This window comes from Streptomyces sp. CA-251387, from assembly GCF_050936625.1.
Lineage (GTDB): Bacteria > Actinomycetota > Actinomycetes > Streptomycetales > Streptomycetaceae > Streptomyces.
The window spans coordinates 4,779,908-4,794,565 of the sequence record NZ_JBNJMJ010000001.1 but is presented as its reverse complement, the minus strand read 5'-3'; the positions used below and the strand labels follow the sequence as shown (position 1 = coordinate 4,794,565).

Annotated in this window: 13 protein-coding genes and 2 tRNA genes; 5 read left to right on the top strand and 10 right to left on the bottom strand. The window is 68.6% G+C overall.

Features of this window, described 5'->3' with window-relative positions; translation table 11 throughout:
• Positions 1-10: 10 nt before the first annotated feature.
• A complete protein-coding gene (locus ACQEV2_RS21400; protein ID WP_433043727.1) occupies positions 11-787 on the bottom strand; it encodes a DUF881 domain-containing protein in 777 nt (258 codons plus the stop codon).
• 141 nt (positions 788-928) lie between these two features.
• On the opposite strand from ACQEV2_RS21400, the gene crgA reads away from it, so the two are divergent.
• Positions 929-1,183: a cell division protein CrgA gene (gene crgA, locus ACQEV2_RS21395; RefSeq protein WP_384765806.1), complete on the top strand. Its 255-nt coding sequence runs from the start codon at positions 929-931 to the stop codon at positions 1,181-1,183.
• A gap of 281 nt (positions 1,184-1,464) precedes the next feature.
• On the opposite strand, the gene ACQEV2_RS21390 is transcribed toward crgA, so the two are convergent.
• Positions 1,465-2,349 (bottom strand): rhomboid family intramembrane serine protease, encoded by an 885-nt coding sequence (locus tag ACQEV2_RS21390; protein ID WP_433043724.1) that lies wholly within the window; start codon positions 2,347-2,349, stop codon positions 1,465-1,467.
• A gap of 101 nt (positions 2,350-2,450) precedes the next feature.
• Positions 2,451-2,984 carry a peptidylprolyl isomerase gene (locus ACQEV2_RS21385; RefSeq protein WP_433043721.1) on the bottom strand — a complete coding sequence of 178 codons (534 nt, stop codon included), beginning with the start codon at positions 2,982-2,984 and terminating at the stop codon, positions 2,451-2,453.
• Between the two features lie 325 nt (positions 2,985-3,309).
• Here ACQEV2_RS21385 and ACQEV2_RS21380 point away from each other — a divergent pair, with 325 nt between their 5' ends.
• A complete protein-coding gene (locus tag ACQEV2_RS21380) occupies positions 3,310-4,023 on the top strand; it encodes a DUF5324 family protein (RefSeq protein ID WP_433043719.1) in 714 nt (237 codons plus the stop codon).
• A gap of 454 nt (positions 4,024-4,477) precedes the next feature.
• Here ACQEV2_RS21380 and ACQEV2_RS21375 read toward each other — a convergent pair.
• Positions 4,478-4,550: transfer RNA gene (locus ACQEV2_RS21375), tRNA-Ala, on the bottom strand.
• Between the two features lie 182 nt (positions 4,551-4,732).
• Here ACQEV2_RS21375 and ACQEV2_RS21370 point away from each other — a divergent pair.
• Together ACQEV2_RS21370 and ACQEV2_RS21365 are read left to right on the top strand one after the other, a co-directional pair.
• A complete protein-coding gene (locus tag ACQEV2_RS21370; protein ID WP_433043716.1) occupies positions 4,733-5,281 on the top strand; it encodes a helix-turn-helix domain-containing protein in 549 nt (182 codons plus the stop codon).
• Between the two features lie 192 nt (positions 5,282-5,473).
• A complete protein-coding gene (locus ACQEV2_RS21365) occupies positions 5,474-7,408 on the top strand; it encodes a protein kinase domain-containing protein (RefSeq protein WP_433043713.1) in 1,935 nt (644 codons plus the stop codon).
• 170 nt (positions 7,409-7,578) lie between these two features.
• On the opposite strand, the gene ACQEV2_RS21360 is transcribed toward ACQEV2_RS21365, so the two are convergent.
• Positions 7,579-8,928 carry a hypothetical protein gene (locus ACQEV2_RS21360; RefSeq protein ID WP_433043710.1) on the bottom strand — a complete coding sequence of 450 codons (1,350 nt, stop codon included), beginning with the start codon at positions 8,926-8,928 and terminating at the stop codon, positions 7,579-7,581.
• 286 nt (positions 8,929-9,214) lie between these two features.
• Positions 9,215-9,343 carry a DLW-39 family protein gene (locus ACQEV2_RS21355; RefSeq protein WP_003999697.1) on the bottom strand — a complete coding sequence of 43 codons (129 nt, stop codon included), beginning with the start codon at positions 9,341-9,343 and terminating at the stop codon, positions 9,215-9,217.
• A gap of 348 nt (positions 9,344-9,691) precedes the next feature.
• Between ACQEV2_RS21355 and ACQEV2_RS21350 the strand changes: the two genes are divergently transcribed.
• On the top strand, positions 9,692-10,069 hold the full coding sequence (locus ACQEV2_RS21350; protein WP_398812493.1) for a DUF6344 domain-containing protein: 378 nt from the start codon (positions 9,692-9,694) through the stop codon (positions 10,067-10,069).
• 138 nt (positions 10,070-10,207) lie between these two features.
• Here ACQEV2_RS21350 and ACQEV2_RS21345 read toward each other — a convergent pair whose 3' ends face one another.
• The 4 genes from ACQEV2_RS21345 to gyrA all read right to left on the bottom strand — a co-directional run bounded on the left by ACQEV2_RS21345 (position 10,208) and on the right by gyrA (position 14,647).
• Positions 10,208-10,951 (bottom strand): AAA family ATPase, encoded by a 744-nt coding sequence (locus tag ACQEV2_RS21345; RefSeq protein WP_433043706.1) that lies wholly within the window; start codon positions 10,949-10,951, stop codon positions 10,208-10,210.
• Positions 10,952-11,029: 78 nt separating this feature from the next.
• Positions 11,030-11,106 (bottom strand) — tRNA-Ile (locus ACQEV2_RS21340).
• A 109-nt stretch (positions 11,107-11,215) separates the two neighbouring features.
• Positions 11,216-12,031 carry a DUF3566 domain-containing protein gene (locus ACQEV2_RS21335; RefSeq protein ID WP_433043703.1) on the bottom strand — a complete coding sequence of 272 codons (816 nt, stop codon included), beginning with the start codon at positions 12,029-12,031 and terminating at the stop codon, positions 11,216-11,218.
• An 18-nt stretch (positions 12,032-12,049) separates the two neighbouring features.
• Positions 12,050-14,647 (bottom strand): DNA gyrase subunit A, encoded by a 2,598-nt coding sequence (gene gyrA, locus ACQEV2_RS21330; protein WP_433043700.1) that lies wholly within the window; start codon positions 14,645-14,647, stop codon positions 12,050-12,052.
• Positions 14,648-14,658: the final 11 nt, after the last annotated feature.

Here is a 14,658-nt window from a genome sequence, read left to right as displayed (position 1 = left end):
CAGAGAAGGCTCACTCCACGGGCTTGGCGTACTGCAGATCCACTGTGCCCGAGTAGCCCGGCAGAGTCACCGTCCCGTCCTCGGTGACTTTCCAGCCGAGGCCGTACACATTGACGTACACCATGTAGTTCTGGATCGCCGACGAGGCCGCGAGCGCCTTCTGTAGCTTCTCCGGATCACCGACCGCCGTGATCTTGTACGGCGGCGAATACACCCGGCCCTGAAGAATCAGGGTGTTGCCCACACAGCGCACGGCACTGGTGGAGATCAGCCGCTGGTCCATGACCTTGATGCCCTTGGCGCCGCCCTGCCACAGCGCGTTGACCACGGCCTGCAGATCCTGCTGATGAATGACCAGGTAGTCGGGCTGCGGCTCGGGATACCCCGGCAGCTTGGCGGTGGCATCCGGCGGGGCGTCGTTCAGCGTGACCGTGACCGCCTCGCCCGTCACCTTCTGCGTGCCGGCACGCTGCTCCAGCGCCGCCAGCTTGTCGTCCTCGGCCTTCGTACTGCCGTCGTCCCGCTCGGCCAGCGCCTCTACGTCGTCCCGCAGGGCCGCGTTGGACTCATTCAGCTTGCCGTTCTCGTGGCTGCGCTCCTGGATGAGGTCCGAGAGCTTCAGCAGCGAGGCATCCGTACGGATATTGGTGCCCTTGGCCGTATTGAAACTGGTGAAGAAAATGAGCCCCGCCAGAGCGAAGACGGCCGCGGTCAGCACCCGCACCGGCCGGAAGCGGCCGCGGACAGGGCTGGATCCCGTCCCGGGGGAGTCGGCAGAATTGCTCAACGTACCCTTATCTCCTTCAGCGCCGCGGAAGCACTACGCTAACGGACGCCCGGGGGAGCAATCAGAGTCCCCTTGTACGCTGCCCCGAGCCAGCCCCAGTTCCCTGCGCGGCCACGCAGCGCATCGACAGGAGAGACCCTCGTGCCGAAGTCACGTATCCGCAAGAAGGCCGACTACACGCCGCCGCCGTCGAAGCAGGCGACCGCCATCAAGCTGAACAGCCGCGCCTGGGTCGCCCCCGTGATGTTGGCCATGTTCATCATCGGCCTCGCATGGATCGTCGTCTTCTATGTCACCGACGGTTCGCTGCCCATCGACGCACTGGGCAACTGGAACATCGTGGTGGGCTTCGGCTTCATCGCTGCCGGATTCGGCGTCTCCACGCAGTGGAAGTAGCGGTCGAAGCGGCGACCACTTCACGGTGAACGTACCTCTGCCCAGGGGTATCCGGTGAGTTATCCACAGCCGTTTTCCACAGTGTTGAAAAAGAACGACGATCTGTGGATAACCCCTCCAGGGTTGACGCCGGTGTGACGGAACTACCAGCCACCCGCCGTCCATCGAAACTCTGTTCGCCCCCTGTTTGACCTGCGGAAACGCCGGACAGTGACAGGGGGCACAGTTGTTCCCGCACACCGTGCACAAGATTCGCCACACGCTGTGGACAACCGGGTACGTCAGGTGAGCTGAGCCGTCCTGAGCAGGGTCATGAGCACCACGGCCGCCAGCACGAGAGCGCAGGTTCCGTACTGCACGAGGACGCGGCGCTGACGTGGGGCATGGACCATGGCGTAGCCGATGACGACTCCGGCGACGAGGCCGCCGATGTGGGCCTGCCAGGCGATGTTGCTCCAGCCGAAGGTGAAGATCAGGTTGATCACCAGCAGGGCGATGATCGGCCGCATGTCGTACTGGAGTCGGCGCATGAGGATGGCGGTGGCGCCGAAGAGGCCGAAGATGGCGCCGGATGCGCCGAGTGAGGCCGTGGTGGAGTCGGCGAGCAGGTAGGTCAGGGCGCTGCCGGCGAGGCCGGAGCAGAAGTAGAGCGCGAGGTAGCGGGCGCGGCCGAGTGCGGCTTCGAGGGGGCCGCCGAGCCACCACAGGCTGAGCATGTTGAAGGCGATGTGCCAGATGGCCTCGTGGGTGAACATCGAGGTCACCAGGCGGTACCACTGGCCCTCGGCGACGCCTTCTGTGGGGTTGAAGGGGGCGGGTGGCCAGGCGCCGATGAGGACGAGGTCGTTCAGGAGCGAGGTGCTGGTCTGGACGGCGATGAAGACCGCGAGGTTGATTCCGATAAGGATCTTGGTGAGCAGGCGCGGGTCTGCGGTGATGGTGCCGCCGGCGATCGTGCGGGGCCGGGCGGCGTCGGGGGCGTGTCCGGTGCCGGAGCCGTTGCGGACGCAGTCGGGGCACTGGAATCCGACGGACGCGTTGACCATGCATTCGGGGCAGATCGGGCGTTCGCAGCGGGTGCAGCGGATGCCGGTCTCGCGATCCGGGTGGCGGTAGCAGACGGGCAGGCTCTGGGCGTCCTGCGGGCTGCCTGCCGGCTGGTCCATGAGGTCCCCTAGGTCGTCTACGCGATGCACTTCCTCATACATCGCCCCGCTCTTCCTTACGGACGAGCGGGGCGTTTGGTTCCCTCTGGGAGGTGTCGGACTCAGCCTTCGCGGGTCTCGACGACGACCGACTCGATGACGACGTCGTTGAGGGGACGGTCGGTGCGCGGGTTGGTCTGAGTGGTGGCGATGGCGTCGACGACCTTCTGGCTGGCGGGGTCGGTGACCTCGCCGAAGATGGTGTGCTTGCGGTTGAGCCAGGTCGTCGGGGAGACGGTGATGAAGAACTGGGAGCCGTTGGTGCCCGGGCCGGCATTGGCCATGGCGAGCAGGTAGGGCTTGTCGAAGCGGAGGTCCGGGTGGAACTCGTCCTGGAACTGATAGCCGGGGCCGCCGGTGCCGTTGCCCAGCGGGTCACCGCCCTGGATCATGAAGCCGCTGATGACGCGGTGGAAGACCGTGCCGTCGTAGAGCTTGGCCGTGGACTTCTCGCCGGTGGCGGGGTTCGTCCACTCACGCTCGCCCGTGGCGAGCTCGACGAAGTTCTTGACCGTGATCGGCGCGTGGTTCGGGAAGAGCCGGACCTGGATGTCGCCGTGGTTGGTCTTCAGGGTGGCGTAGAGCTGCTCGGCCACGATCTGCCTTCCGTTGTCTTTCCGTGACCCCCCGATCCTCGCATGGACGGTGGCTTGCGTCGCCCGGCACTCGTTCATCGGCCCGCAACCCTGGTGATCGCTTGCAGAAAACCGGTCGAGAAGGTCCGTGGCGGGGGCGCGAAGCGGCGAACCGTGGCATTGTCGACGACAAGCCCGCGTTGAACCGCATTAATCCTTTATTGCGCTCGATCAAGTCCATCGGCACCCATATGCCCGCCCTCACATGCCGAGGAGCGTTCTGACAGGCATGATCCGTAAAAGGGTGGAAAGTCGAAAACCGTACGCCACCGAGGAGGAGGAACCCGTGACCCGCATTGACAGCGTGCGCGCCGCGACCGGCTCGGCGAAGGACAGCGTGCTGCACGCCGCGGAAGTGGTGGCGCCCTACGCCGACACCGCCAAGGACAGGGCCGCGCACTACGCGCACGAGGCACGCGTACGGCTTGCGCCCAAGGTGTCGCAGGCCACCGAGCAGGCCCGCGCGCAGGCGCTTATGCAGTACGGCACGTATGTCGTGCCGCGCTTGGAGCAGGCTCGTGCGCATGTGCCACCGAAGGTCGACCATGCCGCTCATGAGGCAGCCGTTCGTACGCGTAAGGCTGCCCGGCAGGCTGCCGACTACTCCCGGCCGAGGATCGAGCAGGTAGTGGCCGCGGCCGGGCCCGTCAGGGGCGAGGCTGCTGCGCGCGGGGCCGCTGCGTTGGCGGCGCTGCGCGGTCAGATCTCGCCGAAGGACATTGAGAAGCTGGCCCGCAAGCACCAGAGGCGTGCCAAGGCCGGCCGTGCCGCGAAGGCGCTGGCGATGTTCGGTGTCCTCGCGGGCGCTGCCTTCGCCGCCTGGAAGTGGTGGGACAAGCAGGCCAACCCGGATTGGCTGGTCGAGCCGCCTGCGGCGACCGAGGTGCCCGAGTCGGGCCGTCTCACTTCGGTGGACGGCAGCGGCCAGTCCGGCCTTGACCCCGAAGTCCAGGCGAAGGAGGCCGAGGAGGAGGCAGCCCGGCGCGACGAGGGCCTGTGATGTGAGGGCCGGTGAACGGCCGACATGGTGAAGTGGGCTGTGGGGCGGGAGACTTGAGGGTCTTCCGCCCCACAGTCATGTTTCACGTGGAACATGGGCGGCCTGGCCGGGGGACGGCGCGTGTTTACGCCCGTCGCCCGCGATGACGTTTGCAACGGCCCGGGTGTGCAAGTCCTGCACAGAGTTTCTTAACGGTGCGTGTCCTTGTGATTACCAGACTGGTCTCATGCCAGCTCAAGCAAGGCTTCGGTGTCGCAGCACGCCACCCTCGCGCCGCGTCGGCGGGCTGAGCGATCACCGCCCGGACTGCCCCCGGCTCGCCTATTTGCGCAAACATCCGCAACGATGCCGCCCGCCGCCAGGTGACACACGTCACCCATGGGGAGTCCATTCGAGACGCACGGCATACAGAAACCGGCCAGAGGCCGCTGGGGCGTCTGACCGGTCCGAGGTGTGGAGCCTAGGGGAGTCGAACCCCTGACATCTGCCATGCAAAGACAGCGCTCTACCAACTGAGCTAAGGCCCCGGAAGAGGAGCGTCCAGCCGGAAGAACCACGATCCGGCGGGCGCCGCAGACCAGAGTACCGGGTCGCCCCCCGTATCTCGCAAAAAGATTGGGGGTCCCGATGAACGACCACTCTCCGTAAGATGCTCGGCGTGGTTCGCTACAGCGAACCGCGGTTTTTGGGGAAGCGATGGGGAGACGCAATGGACGCCGCACAGCAGGAAGCCACCGCAAGAGCGCGGGAACTGCAGCGGAACTGGTACGGGGAGCCGCTGGGGGCGCTCTTCCGTAAGCTCATCGACGATCTTGGGCTCAACCAGGCTCGTCTCGCGGGGGTACTGGGACTGTCCGCACCGATGCTGTCGCAGCTGATGAGCGGCCAGCGGGCGAAGATCGGCAATCCCGCCGTGGTGCAGCGGGTGCAGCTGCTGCAGGACCTGGCGGGGCAGGTCGCGGACGGCAGCGTGAGTGCGGCCGAGGCCACCGAGCGCATGGAGGAGATCAAGAAGTCGCAGGGGGGCTCGGTGCTCAGCAACACCACACAGACGACGAGCAGTTCGGGGGCGCCGACGGTCAAGCGAGTGGTCCGCGAGATCCAGTCGCTGCTGCGCTCGGTGGCGGCCGCGGGAGACATCATCGACGCTGCGGACACCCTCGCCCCCACCCACCCGGAACTGGCAGAGTTCCTCCGGGTGTACGGCGCCGGCCGCACCTCCGACGCGGTCGCGCACTACCAGTCTCATCAGAACTGACCCCTTGGGCCCGGTCGCCGAAGGGGGTTCGGCAGCCGGGCCGACGGCGTGCGTCCTGAGCGGCACGAGGGGGTCGTGCGGTTCAGCCGCGAGTCCGTGGGGGGAGAGAGAAGACGTCGGCGAGGGGAGTCGTATCGCTCGTCGAGGGGGAAGCAAGGGGGGTAACCGAAGGGGGAGGAGCGACGCACAGCCATGGGTGAGGTCTTCGCCGGCCGGTACGAACTGGTCGACCCGATCGGACGCGGCGGCGTCGGCGCGGTATGGCGCGCCTGGGACCACCGTCGCCGCCGGTACGTGGCCGCCAAGGTGCTGCAGCAGAGCGACGCGCACTCGCTGCTGCGGTTCGTCCGCGAACAGGCCCTCCGGATCGATCACCCCCATGTGCTCGCGCCCGCCAGCTGGGCCGCCGACGACGACAAGGTCCTGTTCACCATGGACCTGGTGGCCGGCGGTTCGCTGGTCCATCTCGTCGGGGACTACGGCCCCTTGCCGCCCTCCTTCGTCTGCACACTCCTCGACCAGCTCCTTTCGGGGCTGGCCGCGGTGCACGCGGAGGGCGTCGTCCATCGCGACATCAAGCCCGCCAACCTGCTCCTCGAGGCCACCGGCACGGCGCGCCCGCGACTGCGCCTGTCCGACTTCGGCATCGCCATGCGGCTCGGCGAGCCCCGCCTGACCGAGACCAACCTCGTGGTGGGAACGCCCGGTTATCTCGCTCCCGAGCAACTCATGGGCGCGGAACCGGATTTCCCCGCCGACCTGTTCGCCGTAGGACTGGTGGCGCTGTATCTGCTGGAGGGCGCCAAGCCTGACGCCAAGGCGCTCATCCAGTACTTCGCCGCGCACGGAACTCCCGGTGCGCCCAAGGGAATTCCCGAACCGCTGTGGCAGGTCGTGGCCTCGCTGCTGCAGCCGGATCCGCATGCGCGATTCCGCACGGCCACGGGGGCGCGCAAGGCCCTCGCCTCGGCCGTCGAGCTCCTGCCGGAGCCCGGACCCGACGACGAGCTGATCGAGATCTTCGACCAGATCGGTCCGCTGCCACCGGGGTTCGCGCCGGACGGGCCGCTCAAAGCGGCGCCGGGGGTCGAAGGGGGCAGGGATGGCTCGCGGCACTTCGACATGGGCACCGTGGGGACGCGCACCAGCGGCTCGGTGTCGCCGGGCGCCGGGTCCGTACCGACCGGCACCAGCTCCGGACCGACGGGCGCTGGCTCCGTAGCGGCGGGCGCTGGCTCCGTAGCGGCGGGTGCAGGCCCCGTACCGACCGACACCGGATCTGGACCGACAGATACAGGGTCGATGGCCCCCGGCACCGGCTCTGGGCCGCGGGCCACCGGTTCCGGGACTGCCGGTTCCGGGACTGCCGGCAACGGCTCGGGCACCGCACTGAGCGACCCGCGCCACGGCGTGGCCGGGCCTGTCCCGGCTTCTGATGTCACCGGGTCCCAGTCCACGCCCTCCCGGCGCACGCCCCGGCACGGGTCGGCACCGCCTGCCGCCCAGGGGCCGTCCGGACCCTCGCAACCCGGCGACAGTAGCGGGCCCCTCTCCATGTCGGACACCGGCAGCTTCCATCTGCCCCCGCCTCAGGCCACCGGCTCCTCGCCGCAGGCTCAGACGCCCCCGCCACAGCCGGTCGGCGGATCCGGGAACCCGCACCCGATACAGGCACCGCCCCAGCACCAGCCCCAGGCGCACGGCCCGAGACAGCCAGCCCAAGCCCTGACCCAAGGCCAGGCCCACGCCCAGGCACAGGCACAGGCGCATCGCCAGGAGCACCAGGACGCCCAGCACTCCGCCGCTCACGTCTCCCCCTACGACACCACGCACGTCCTGTCCTCCCCTCATCCGCACGCACCGCACTACCCGGCTGAGCCCCCGACGCCTGCGCCACACCAGCGCGTCGATGCCTCTACTGCTTCGTACACCGCTCAGAGCCCGCAGGTTCCACCTTCGGCACCCTCAATTCCGCAGTCGCACCGCCGCGGCGGCCACCGCGCCGCCCGCCGCGCAGCCCACGGCCTCGCCCGCCGCCCCGGCCCGCCCGCCAAAGTCGCAGTCCCGCTCCTGCTGCTTGCGCTGGCCTGCTACGCCGTGGGGTTCTGGGCACTGGCCCACATCTGAGATCGCCGAGGCGCCGAAGGCAGCGAGCCGGCGAACCGGACCCTGCTGGGCTCAATGCCCACGAGCCTCCAAGCCCCGAAGCCCCCGCATCGGAGGGCCCTCTCCCCGCACCGGCCCGGCATTTCCGAGAGCGCCAGAGCCGCGCCCCCGAGCACCCCAACGCCTGCCCCCTACCAGGCCCCAGCCCTCCGCCGAGCCACCACCGCCCACACCCCCAGCACCACCAGCACCACGGTCCCCGCCCCGATCCCACTCACCGCGAGCACGGTCATCGCAGCGTCACCGCCACCCCCGGCCCCAGCCCCGCCGCCCTCCGCAGCCGCCGCCCGATCGCCCGGCGAAACCTCGAAGACCCCCCGCGGCTCGGACTCCCCCGCATAACCGGGACCGGCCTCCAGCCCGCCCCCCACCCGCACGCGCAGCGTGAGCCCGAACGGCCCGTTGCCGTACTTCTCCGCCATCTCGGCAGCGAGGTGCACCACGAGGTAGTACGACCCGGCGAACCGCATGCCGCTGAACTGGTCGCGGATGGCGTACCGGTTCTCGTACGCGACCGGCGGGAGGGGGTCGAGTTCGGCGGTGTCCTGCTGCCTGAGGTCGTAGTTGGCGCTCGCGTCGTCGACGAGGCCGCGCGCGGGGTTGTAGAGGGCGAGGTTCAGGGCGTTGCCGAGGTAGTTGTCGCCGCTGTTCGAGCTGTCCAGTTCGGCGGTGGCGTGCAGCTGCCGTCCCCAGTCGAGGGGCACCTTGTAAAAGAGCGTTTGGCCGGGCCTGATGTCCGAGCTCCAGACGCCCTGGCTGACGGATGCCGCGGAGGCGAAGCCGGAGCCGCCTTCGCGGCGCACGTCGTCGCCAGTGAGGGGGGTGGGTGAGGCGGAGTTCCAGGCCTCGGGAGCACTCGTCGCGTCGGCGTGCTCCAGGGGCGGCTCGGAAGTGGCGAAGAGCTCCAGGTCCCAGGCGTCCGGCGCGGAAGCCGTCGTACCGACGCGCGAGACGATCACGTAGTAGGTGCCCGCGTTCTTGCAGCCGGTCCGGTCGGCAGAGATCTCGCGTCTGCCCCACACCGCGAGCGGGCGGGCACTGCTGACGACGCCGAATCTCTCCGTTTCGAGGGAGCAGAGCCCGCCGTCAGCGTCCTTCACGGACACCCTGATGCCGTCGCTCGCGGAGACGGTACTGCCGGGGGCGGGGACAGCGGTCACGGAGACGTACGCGTCGGACGTGGCGTCGAGGCGGAGGCTGTAGTAGATCTCTCCGCTGCTCGGCAGGGAGCTCTGGTACGTCGTGCCGGGCGTGAGCGGCGCGGCATCCGTGGTGCCTGGCGCGCCCGTGACGGAACGGGCATCGGGCGCGAAGGCGTAGGGGCTGGGTGTTTCGGCCGCGAGGGCGTACTGGCCGGGCAGCGCAGCCGTCGTGCAGAGCAGTAGCGCCGCCCCTACGAGGACCGCACGCGCGCGTGCCGAGCGCGAGGGATGACCACGCCGCGCCCTCTCCCGGCGCCACCGTGCCGTACGCCGCCCCATCACGCGCCACTCCTCGTTGTCGCCGGACCATGGACGTCGCCCATCCTGCCCAGCCCGGCCGCGCGTCACCCCCGCAATCCGTACGGCCGTCCGATACGCCCGGCTCTAGGACATCCGGTCCGCTCCCGCAACTCGAAGCCCCGACACTGCGCGGCGCGCCTCCGCGCGCCCCAAGCCCCCACTCTCGGGCACTCCAGGCCCACGATCATGGGCAGTCCAGGCCCCGAGCACACAAAACCCCGACCGCGAGGCGGCCGGGGTCTGCTTCAGAATCCGATGGGGTGACTCACGAACCCGTGGGCACGGAGTCAGTCGCCTCCGTCCACAGATCCTGCTCGGCGCGATCCGCCTGGATCTGGCGGTACACGAGGAGCCCGCCGATGGCGGCCAGTGCGACCAGGAGAAGCTTCTTCACCGCGCGACCTCGTCTTTCCTTGACGTAGGGGACCTCTGGCGCCCGACTATACACACCGACCGATATCGATCGGTGACCTGCCGTCGGAGCTCAACTGCCGTCCGGAGCAGCGCAGTAGAAGCGGAGGGCACCGCTCCGATCGGACGGTGATCACACCTCGACAGACGGTGACTTTTCTCCTCCTTCACCCGCTTCCTGCACTTTCGGGGAGTTTCGAGATCTCTTGCACCCATCCGTGTGGTGTTCATCTGAAGATCGACGCGCCACGGGCGTCGGTCCATGATTTCGCAGCCCTCATACACATCATGAGGAAAGTACGCAAATCGCCCAACCCGAAAGTGAGGGGCCATGGCCCGGAACAAGGTCATGAACCTGTGGACCACCATCGTCACCGCCTTCCTCGCGCTGTTCACGGCGCTCGGATTCGTCACGACCCCCGCCGCCGCGGCCGTACCGCACACCGAGACGGCGCGCAAGAGCGACAGCGACGACAGCGACCGCGGCGCGCAGCTGACGGTGCCGGCGATGCCCCAGTGGGCCTGGTCCTACGCCAGGTCACTGCCTCCCACGATGAAGCAGCGCATCCGCGCCGAGGCCCACGGCAGAACCCCCGGCTGCCGTCACCGCCCGCTCACGGAGACGGAAGCGGCCACGGCGACCTCGCCCACCGGCGGATGCGACTCCGTCGCCGCTCCGGCCCGGCCCCTCGTCCCGCACCAGCGCTGACCGAGGGCTCGCCCCGAGCCGTCACTCCTTTTCCCAAGACGGCACCGCCTCTTGTCCCCAACCGCACCACAGCGAGCTTGCGTACAAAGCACCAGCTCATGCAGGACCTGTCACGTCATGCAGTACCGCGGTTGAACCTCATCCCGCTTCGAGGATGTGCCGGAGATAGGCCCCCGGGTCGTTGAGGTAACGCCGCCAGTGGTCGACGAGTTCCAGATCCCCCCAGTCCACGGGGCGCATTCCGTGGTCGCCCACCTCGATGATCTCGGCGCCGGGCAGCGCCGTCAGCACAGGTGAGTGCGTGGCGCAGATGATCTGCGCGCCGGAACGCCCCAGTTCGTGCAGCAGCCCGACGAGTTGAAGACAGGAAGCGAAGGACAGCGCGGCCTCGGGCTCGTCCAGGACGTACAGCCCAGGCTCCTGGAACCGCTCGCGGAAGGCCATCAGAAAGCCTTCGCCGTGGCTCATCTCGTCCACGGCCCCGGACAGCCTTCCCGTCTGCTGCTCCCGGCCCAGCGCGTCCAGCGCGGTCTCCGCCCGCAGGAAGAAGCCTCTGCGGCGCGTACGCGGCCCGCGCAGCATACGGCGCCCGGCCGCCGTCGCCTCGAAGCGTATCCGCCCGCCCAGTGCCGAAGGCTCGCGCCAACTGGCGTACCGGTAGCCCGCGGATCCGCCCCAGGAGTCCAGCCCGAACCCCTCCGCCAGCGCCTCGACGAGCGTCGACTTGCCCGAGCCGTTCTCCCCCACCAGGAACGTGACCGGCGCGGTGAACTTCAGGCCGTCCTCCAGCAGCTGCCGCACGCACGGCACCGACCACGGCCACGGGTTGCCTTCCCCCAGCTCGCTCTCGGCGGCATGCGCGTATGCCCGTTCGACGATCATGCCGCCAGGCTCTCATCCGGCACTGACAACCGGGCATGCAAAAGACCCCCAGCCGGTACGTACTGGAGGTCTTTTCGCTGGTGGGGCTAACAGGATTTGAACCTGTGGCCTCATCCTTATCAGGGATGCGCTCTAACCAACTGAGCTATAGCCCCGCCGCGCTCTGCGGTGTGTCCCGCGCGCTGACTCCTGAAGATTAGCGCACGACCGGGGCAGTCCCAAAATCGGTTGTCGGGGGACCGTCAGCCGCGGTTCAGCAGCAGGTCACTCGTCCTCGGCCAGCGTCAGCTCGACGCCGCCCACGAAGCCGGCGGAGAGGTTGTAGATGAACGCGCCGAGCGTCGCCAGCGCCGTCGCGAGGACGACGTCGATGACCGCGATGATCGCCGTGAACATCAGCACGTGCGGCAGCGACAGGAAGGACTGCAGGTCGAAGCCGTTCGACTCGTTCGAGCCGGTCGCCTCGGAGATCGTGCCGCCGACCGTGGAGAAGACGCCCATCGCGTCCATGACCATCCACAGCACCGCGGACGCGACGATCGTGCAGATTCCCAGCGCGATGGAGAGCAGGAAGCTGACCTTCATCACCGACCAGGGGTCGGCCTTGGCCACCCGCAGGCGGGCCTTGCGGGTGCGCGGCGTCGTGCGTGCCCCCGCCCCCGTGCGCGGTCGGCGTACCGCGCCCGCCGGAGCGGGCGTCTGGTAGGCCTGCGGCGGGTGGTAGGGCCCTGCGGGCTGCTGCGGCTGCCGTTCCCCCGGCAGCGGCGACGCCGACGGCGCGGGGGCCGCCTGCTGGGCCCCTGTGGGCGTCGGCTGCGGCTGGGCGCCCGGGGCAGCCGAGCCCGGGCCGGCCGCGTACTGCTGCGCCTGCGGGCCTCGGGAGTCCGTCACGGTTCCCCCCTGGGATCCAGGTGTCTCGGGCGAGGGCGAGTCCTTCGCGGGCGCCTTGATCGCTTTCAGCTGGGTCGTGTGCGTGTCCGTCGCACGCGCGGCGGAGCCACGGCCGCCGCCGTCCGTGTCCTTACCGGCCGTAGAACCGGTCGAGGTACCGGACGATCCGGCGCCCGTGGCTCCGCTCACGATGACTCTCTCCTCGTGCTACTCGGCCGAGGGCGAGTCACCCTCGTCCGTGCCGATGGTCTCGGCGGCACCCTCGGCGGTCTCGTCGACGGCCACGTCGCCGTCGACCTCCTCCGCCTCGCGTCCCGCCTCGGCGTTACGTGCGATGCCGACCACGGCATCGCGCTTGCCCAGGTTGATCAGTTGGACGCCCATGGTGTCACGGCCCGTCTCCCTGACCTCGCTGACTCGCGTACGAATCACACCGCCGCCCAGCGTGATGGCGAGGATCTCGTCGGCCTCCTCGACCACCAGCGCTCCGACGAGCGATCCGCGGTCCTCCACGATCTTGGCGGCCTTGATACCGAGGCCGCCGCGACCCTGAACGCGGTACTCGTCGACGGGAGTCCGCTTCGCGTACCCGCCGTCGGTGGCAGTGAACACGAACGTACCGGGTCGAACAACATTCATCGAGAGCAGCTCGTCTCCCTCGCGGAAGCTCATGCCCTTGACACCCGAGGTGGCGCGGCCCATCGGGCGCAGCGATTCGTCCGTGGCCGTGAACCTGATCGACTGTGCCTTTTTGCTGATCAGAAGCAGATCGTCGTCGGCCGAGACGAGTTCGGCGCCGATCAGTTCGTCGTCGGAACCGTCCTCCCGCTCCCGCAAATTGATCGCGATCACACCGCCGGAGCGGGGCGAATCGTAATCCTTCAGCGGCGTCTTCTTCACAAGTCCGGCCTTCGTGGCGAGCACCAGATACGGCGCCGCCTCGTAGTCCCGGATGGCGAGGATCTCGGCGATCGCCTCGTCCGGCTGGAAGGCGAGGAGGTTCGCGACGTGCTGCCCGCGCGCGTCACGGCCTGCGTCGGGAAGCTCGTAGGCCTTCGCGCGGTACACGCGGCCCTTGTTGGTGAAGAACAGCAGCCAGTGGTGCGTCGTCGAGACGAAGAAGTGGTCGACGATGTCGTCTTCCTTGAGCTTCGTGCCGCGTACGCCCTTGCCGCCGCGCTTCTGCGCCCGGTAGTCGTCCGTCTTGGTGCGCTTGACGTAGCCGCCGCGGGTGACGGTGACCACGATGTCCTCTTCGGCGATGAGGTCCTCGATGGACATGTCACCGTCGTAGGGGATCAGCTTGGTCTGGCGGTCGTCGCCGTACTTCTCGACGATCGCGGCGAGCTCCTCGCTGACGATGCCGCGCTGGCGGACCGGGGAGGCGAGGATCTGGTTGTACTCGTTGATCTTCGCCTGGAGTTCGTCATGCTCCTGGACGATCTTCTGGCGCTCCAGGGCGGCCAGTCGGCGCAGCTGCATCTCGAGGATGGCGTTGGCCTGGATCTCGTCGATCTCCAGGAGCTCCATCAGGCCGCCGCGCGCGATCTCGACGGTGTCACTGCGCCGGATCAGCGCGATGACCTCATCGATGGCGTCCAGGGCCTTGAGGAGGCCGCGCAGGATGTGCGCCCGCTCCTCCGCCTTGCGCAGTCGGAAGCGCGTACGGCGGACGATGACCTCGATCTGGTGCGTCACCCAGTGGCGGATGAACGCGTCCAGGGACAGGGTGCGCGGGACGCCGTCGACCAGCGCCAGCATGTTGGCGCCGAAGTTGGTCTGCAGGTCCGTGTGCTTGTACAGGTTGTTCAGGACGACCTTGGCGACCGCGTCGCGCTTCAGCACGATGACCAGGCGCTGACCGGTGCGTGAGGACGTCTCGTCGCGGACGTCCGCGATGCCGCCGATCTTGCCGTCCTTCACCAGGTCGGCGATCTTCTGTGCGAGGTTGTCCGGGTTGACCTGGTACGGCAGCTCCGTGACCACCAGGCACTGGCGGTTCTGGATCTCCTCGACCTCGACGACCGCGCGCATGGTGATGGAGCCGCGGCCGGTGCGGTACGCCTCCTCGATGCCCTTGCGGCCGACGACGAGCGCGCCGGTCGGGAAGTCGGGACCCTTGATGCGCTCCATGAGCGCGTCCAGCAGCTCCTCGTGCGAGACCTCTGGGTTCTCCAGATACCACTGGGCACCGGCCGCGACCTCACGCAGGTTGTGCGGCGGGATGTTGGTCGCCATGCCGACCGCGATACCGGCCGAGCCGTTGATCAGCAGGTTCGGGAAGCGGGCCGGCAGGACGGTCGGCTCCTGGGAGCGGCCGTCGTAGTTGTCCGTGAAGTCGACGGTCTCCTCGTCGATGTCGCGGACCATCTCCATCGACAGCGGCGCCATCTTGCACTCGGTGTAGCGCATGGCCGCCGCCGGGTCGTTGCCCGGGGAGCCGAAGTTGCCGTTGGAGTCCACCAGCGGCATCCGCATCGACCACGGCTGCGCGAGGCGGACCAGCGCGTCGTAGATCGAGGAGTCGCCGTGCGGGTGGTAGTTGCCCATGACGTCGCCGACGACACGGGCGCACTTGTAGAAGCCGCGTTCGGGGCGGTAGCCACCGTCGTACATGGCGTACAGCACACGGCGGTGGACGGGCTTGAGGCCGTCCCGGACGTCCGGCAGCGCACGCGAGACGATGACGGACATCGCGTAGTCGAGGTACGAGCGCTGCATCTCCGTCTCGAGCCCGACGGGCTCGACACGCATCACGAGTTCGCCGCCCTCTTCCGGGGTGACGGGAGTGTTCTCGTCGGTCATTGCTGGTGAAG

Coding starts and splice junctions, on each gene's coding strand:
- ACQEV2_RS21390 (WP_433043724.1), bottom strand. CDS start 2,349: ATGGACCAGCCGGCAGGCAGCCCGCAGGACGCCCAGAGCCTGCCCGTC.
- ACQEV2_RS21345 (WP_433043706.1), bottom strand. CDS start 10,951: ATGATCGTCGAACGGGCATACGCGCATGCCGCCGAGAGCGAGCTGGGG.
- gyrA (WP_433043700.1), bottom strand. CDS start 14,647: ATGACCGACGAGAACACTCCCGTCACCCCGGAAGAGGGCGGCGAACTC.
- ACQEV2_RS21370 (WP_433043716.1), top strand. CDS start 4,733: ATGGACGCCGCACAGCAGGAAGCCACCGCAAGAGCGCGGGAACTGCAG.
- ACQEV2_RS21360 (WP_433043710.1), bottom strand. CDS start 8,928: ATGGGGCGGCGTACGGCACGGTGGCGCCGGGAGAGGGCGCGGCGTGGT.
- ACQEV2_RS21365 (WP_433043713.1), top strand. CDS start 5,474: ATGGGTGAGGTCTTCGCCGGCCGGTACGAACTGGTCGACCCGATCGGA.
- ACQEV2_RS21350 (WP_398812493.1), top strand. CDS start 9,692: ATGGCCCGGAACAAGGTCATGAACCTGTGGACCACCATCGTCACCGCC.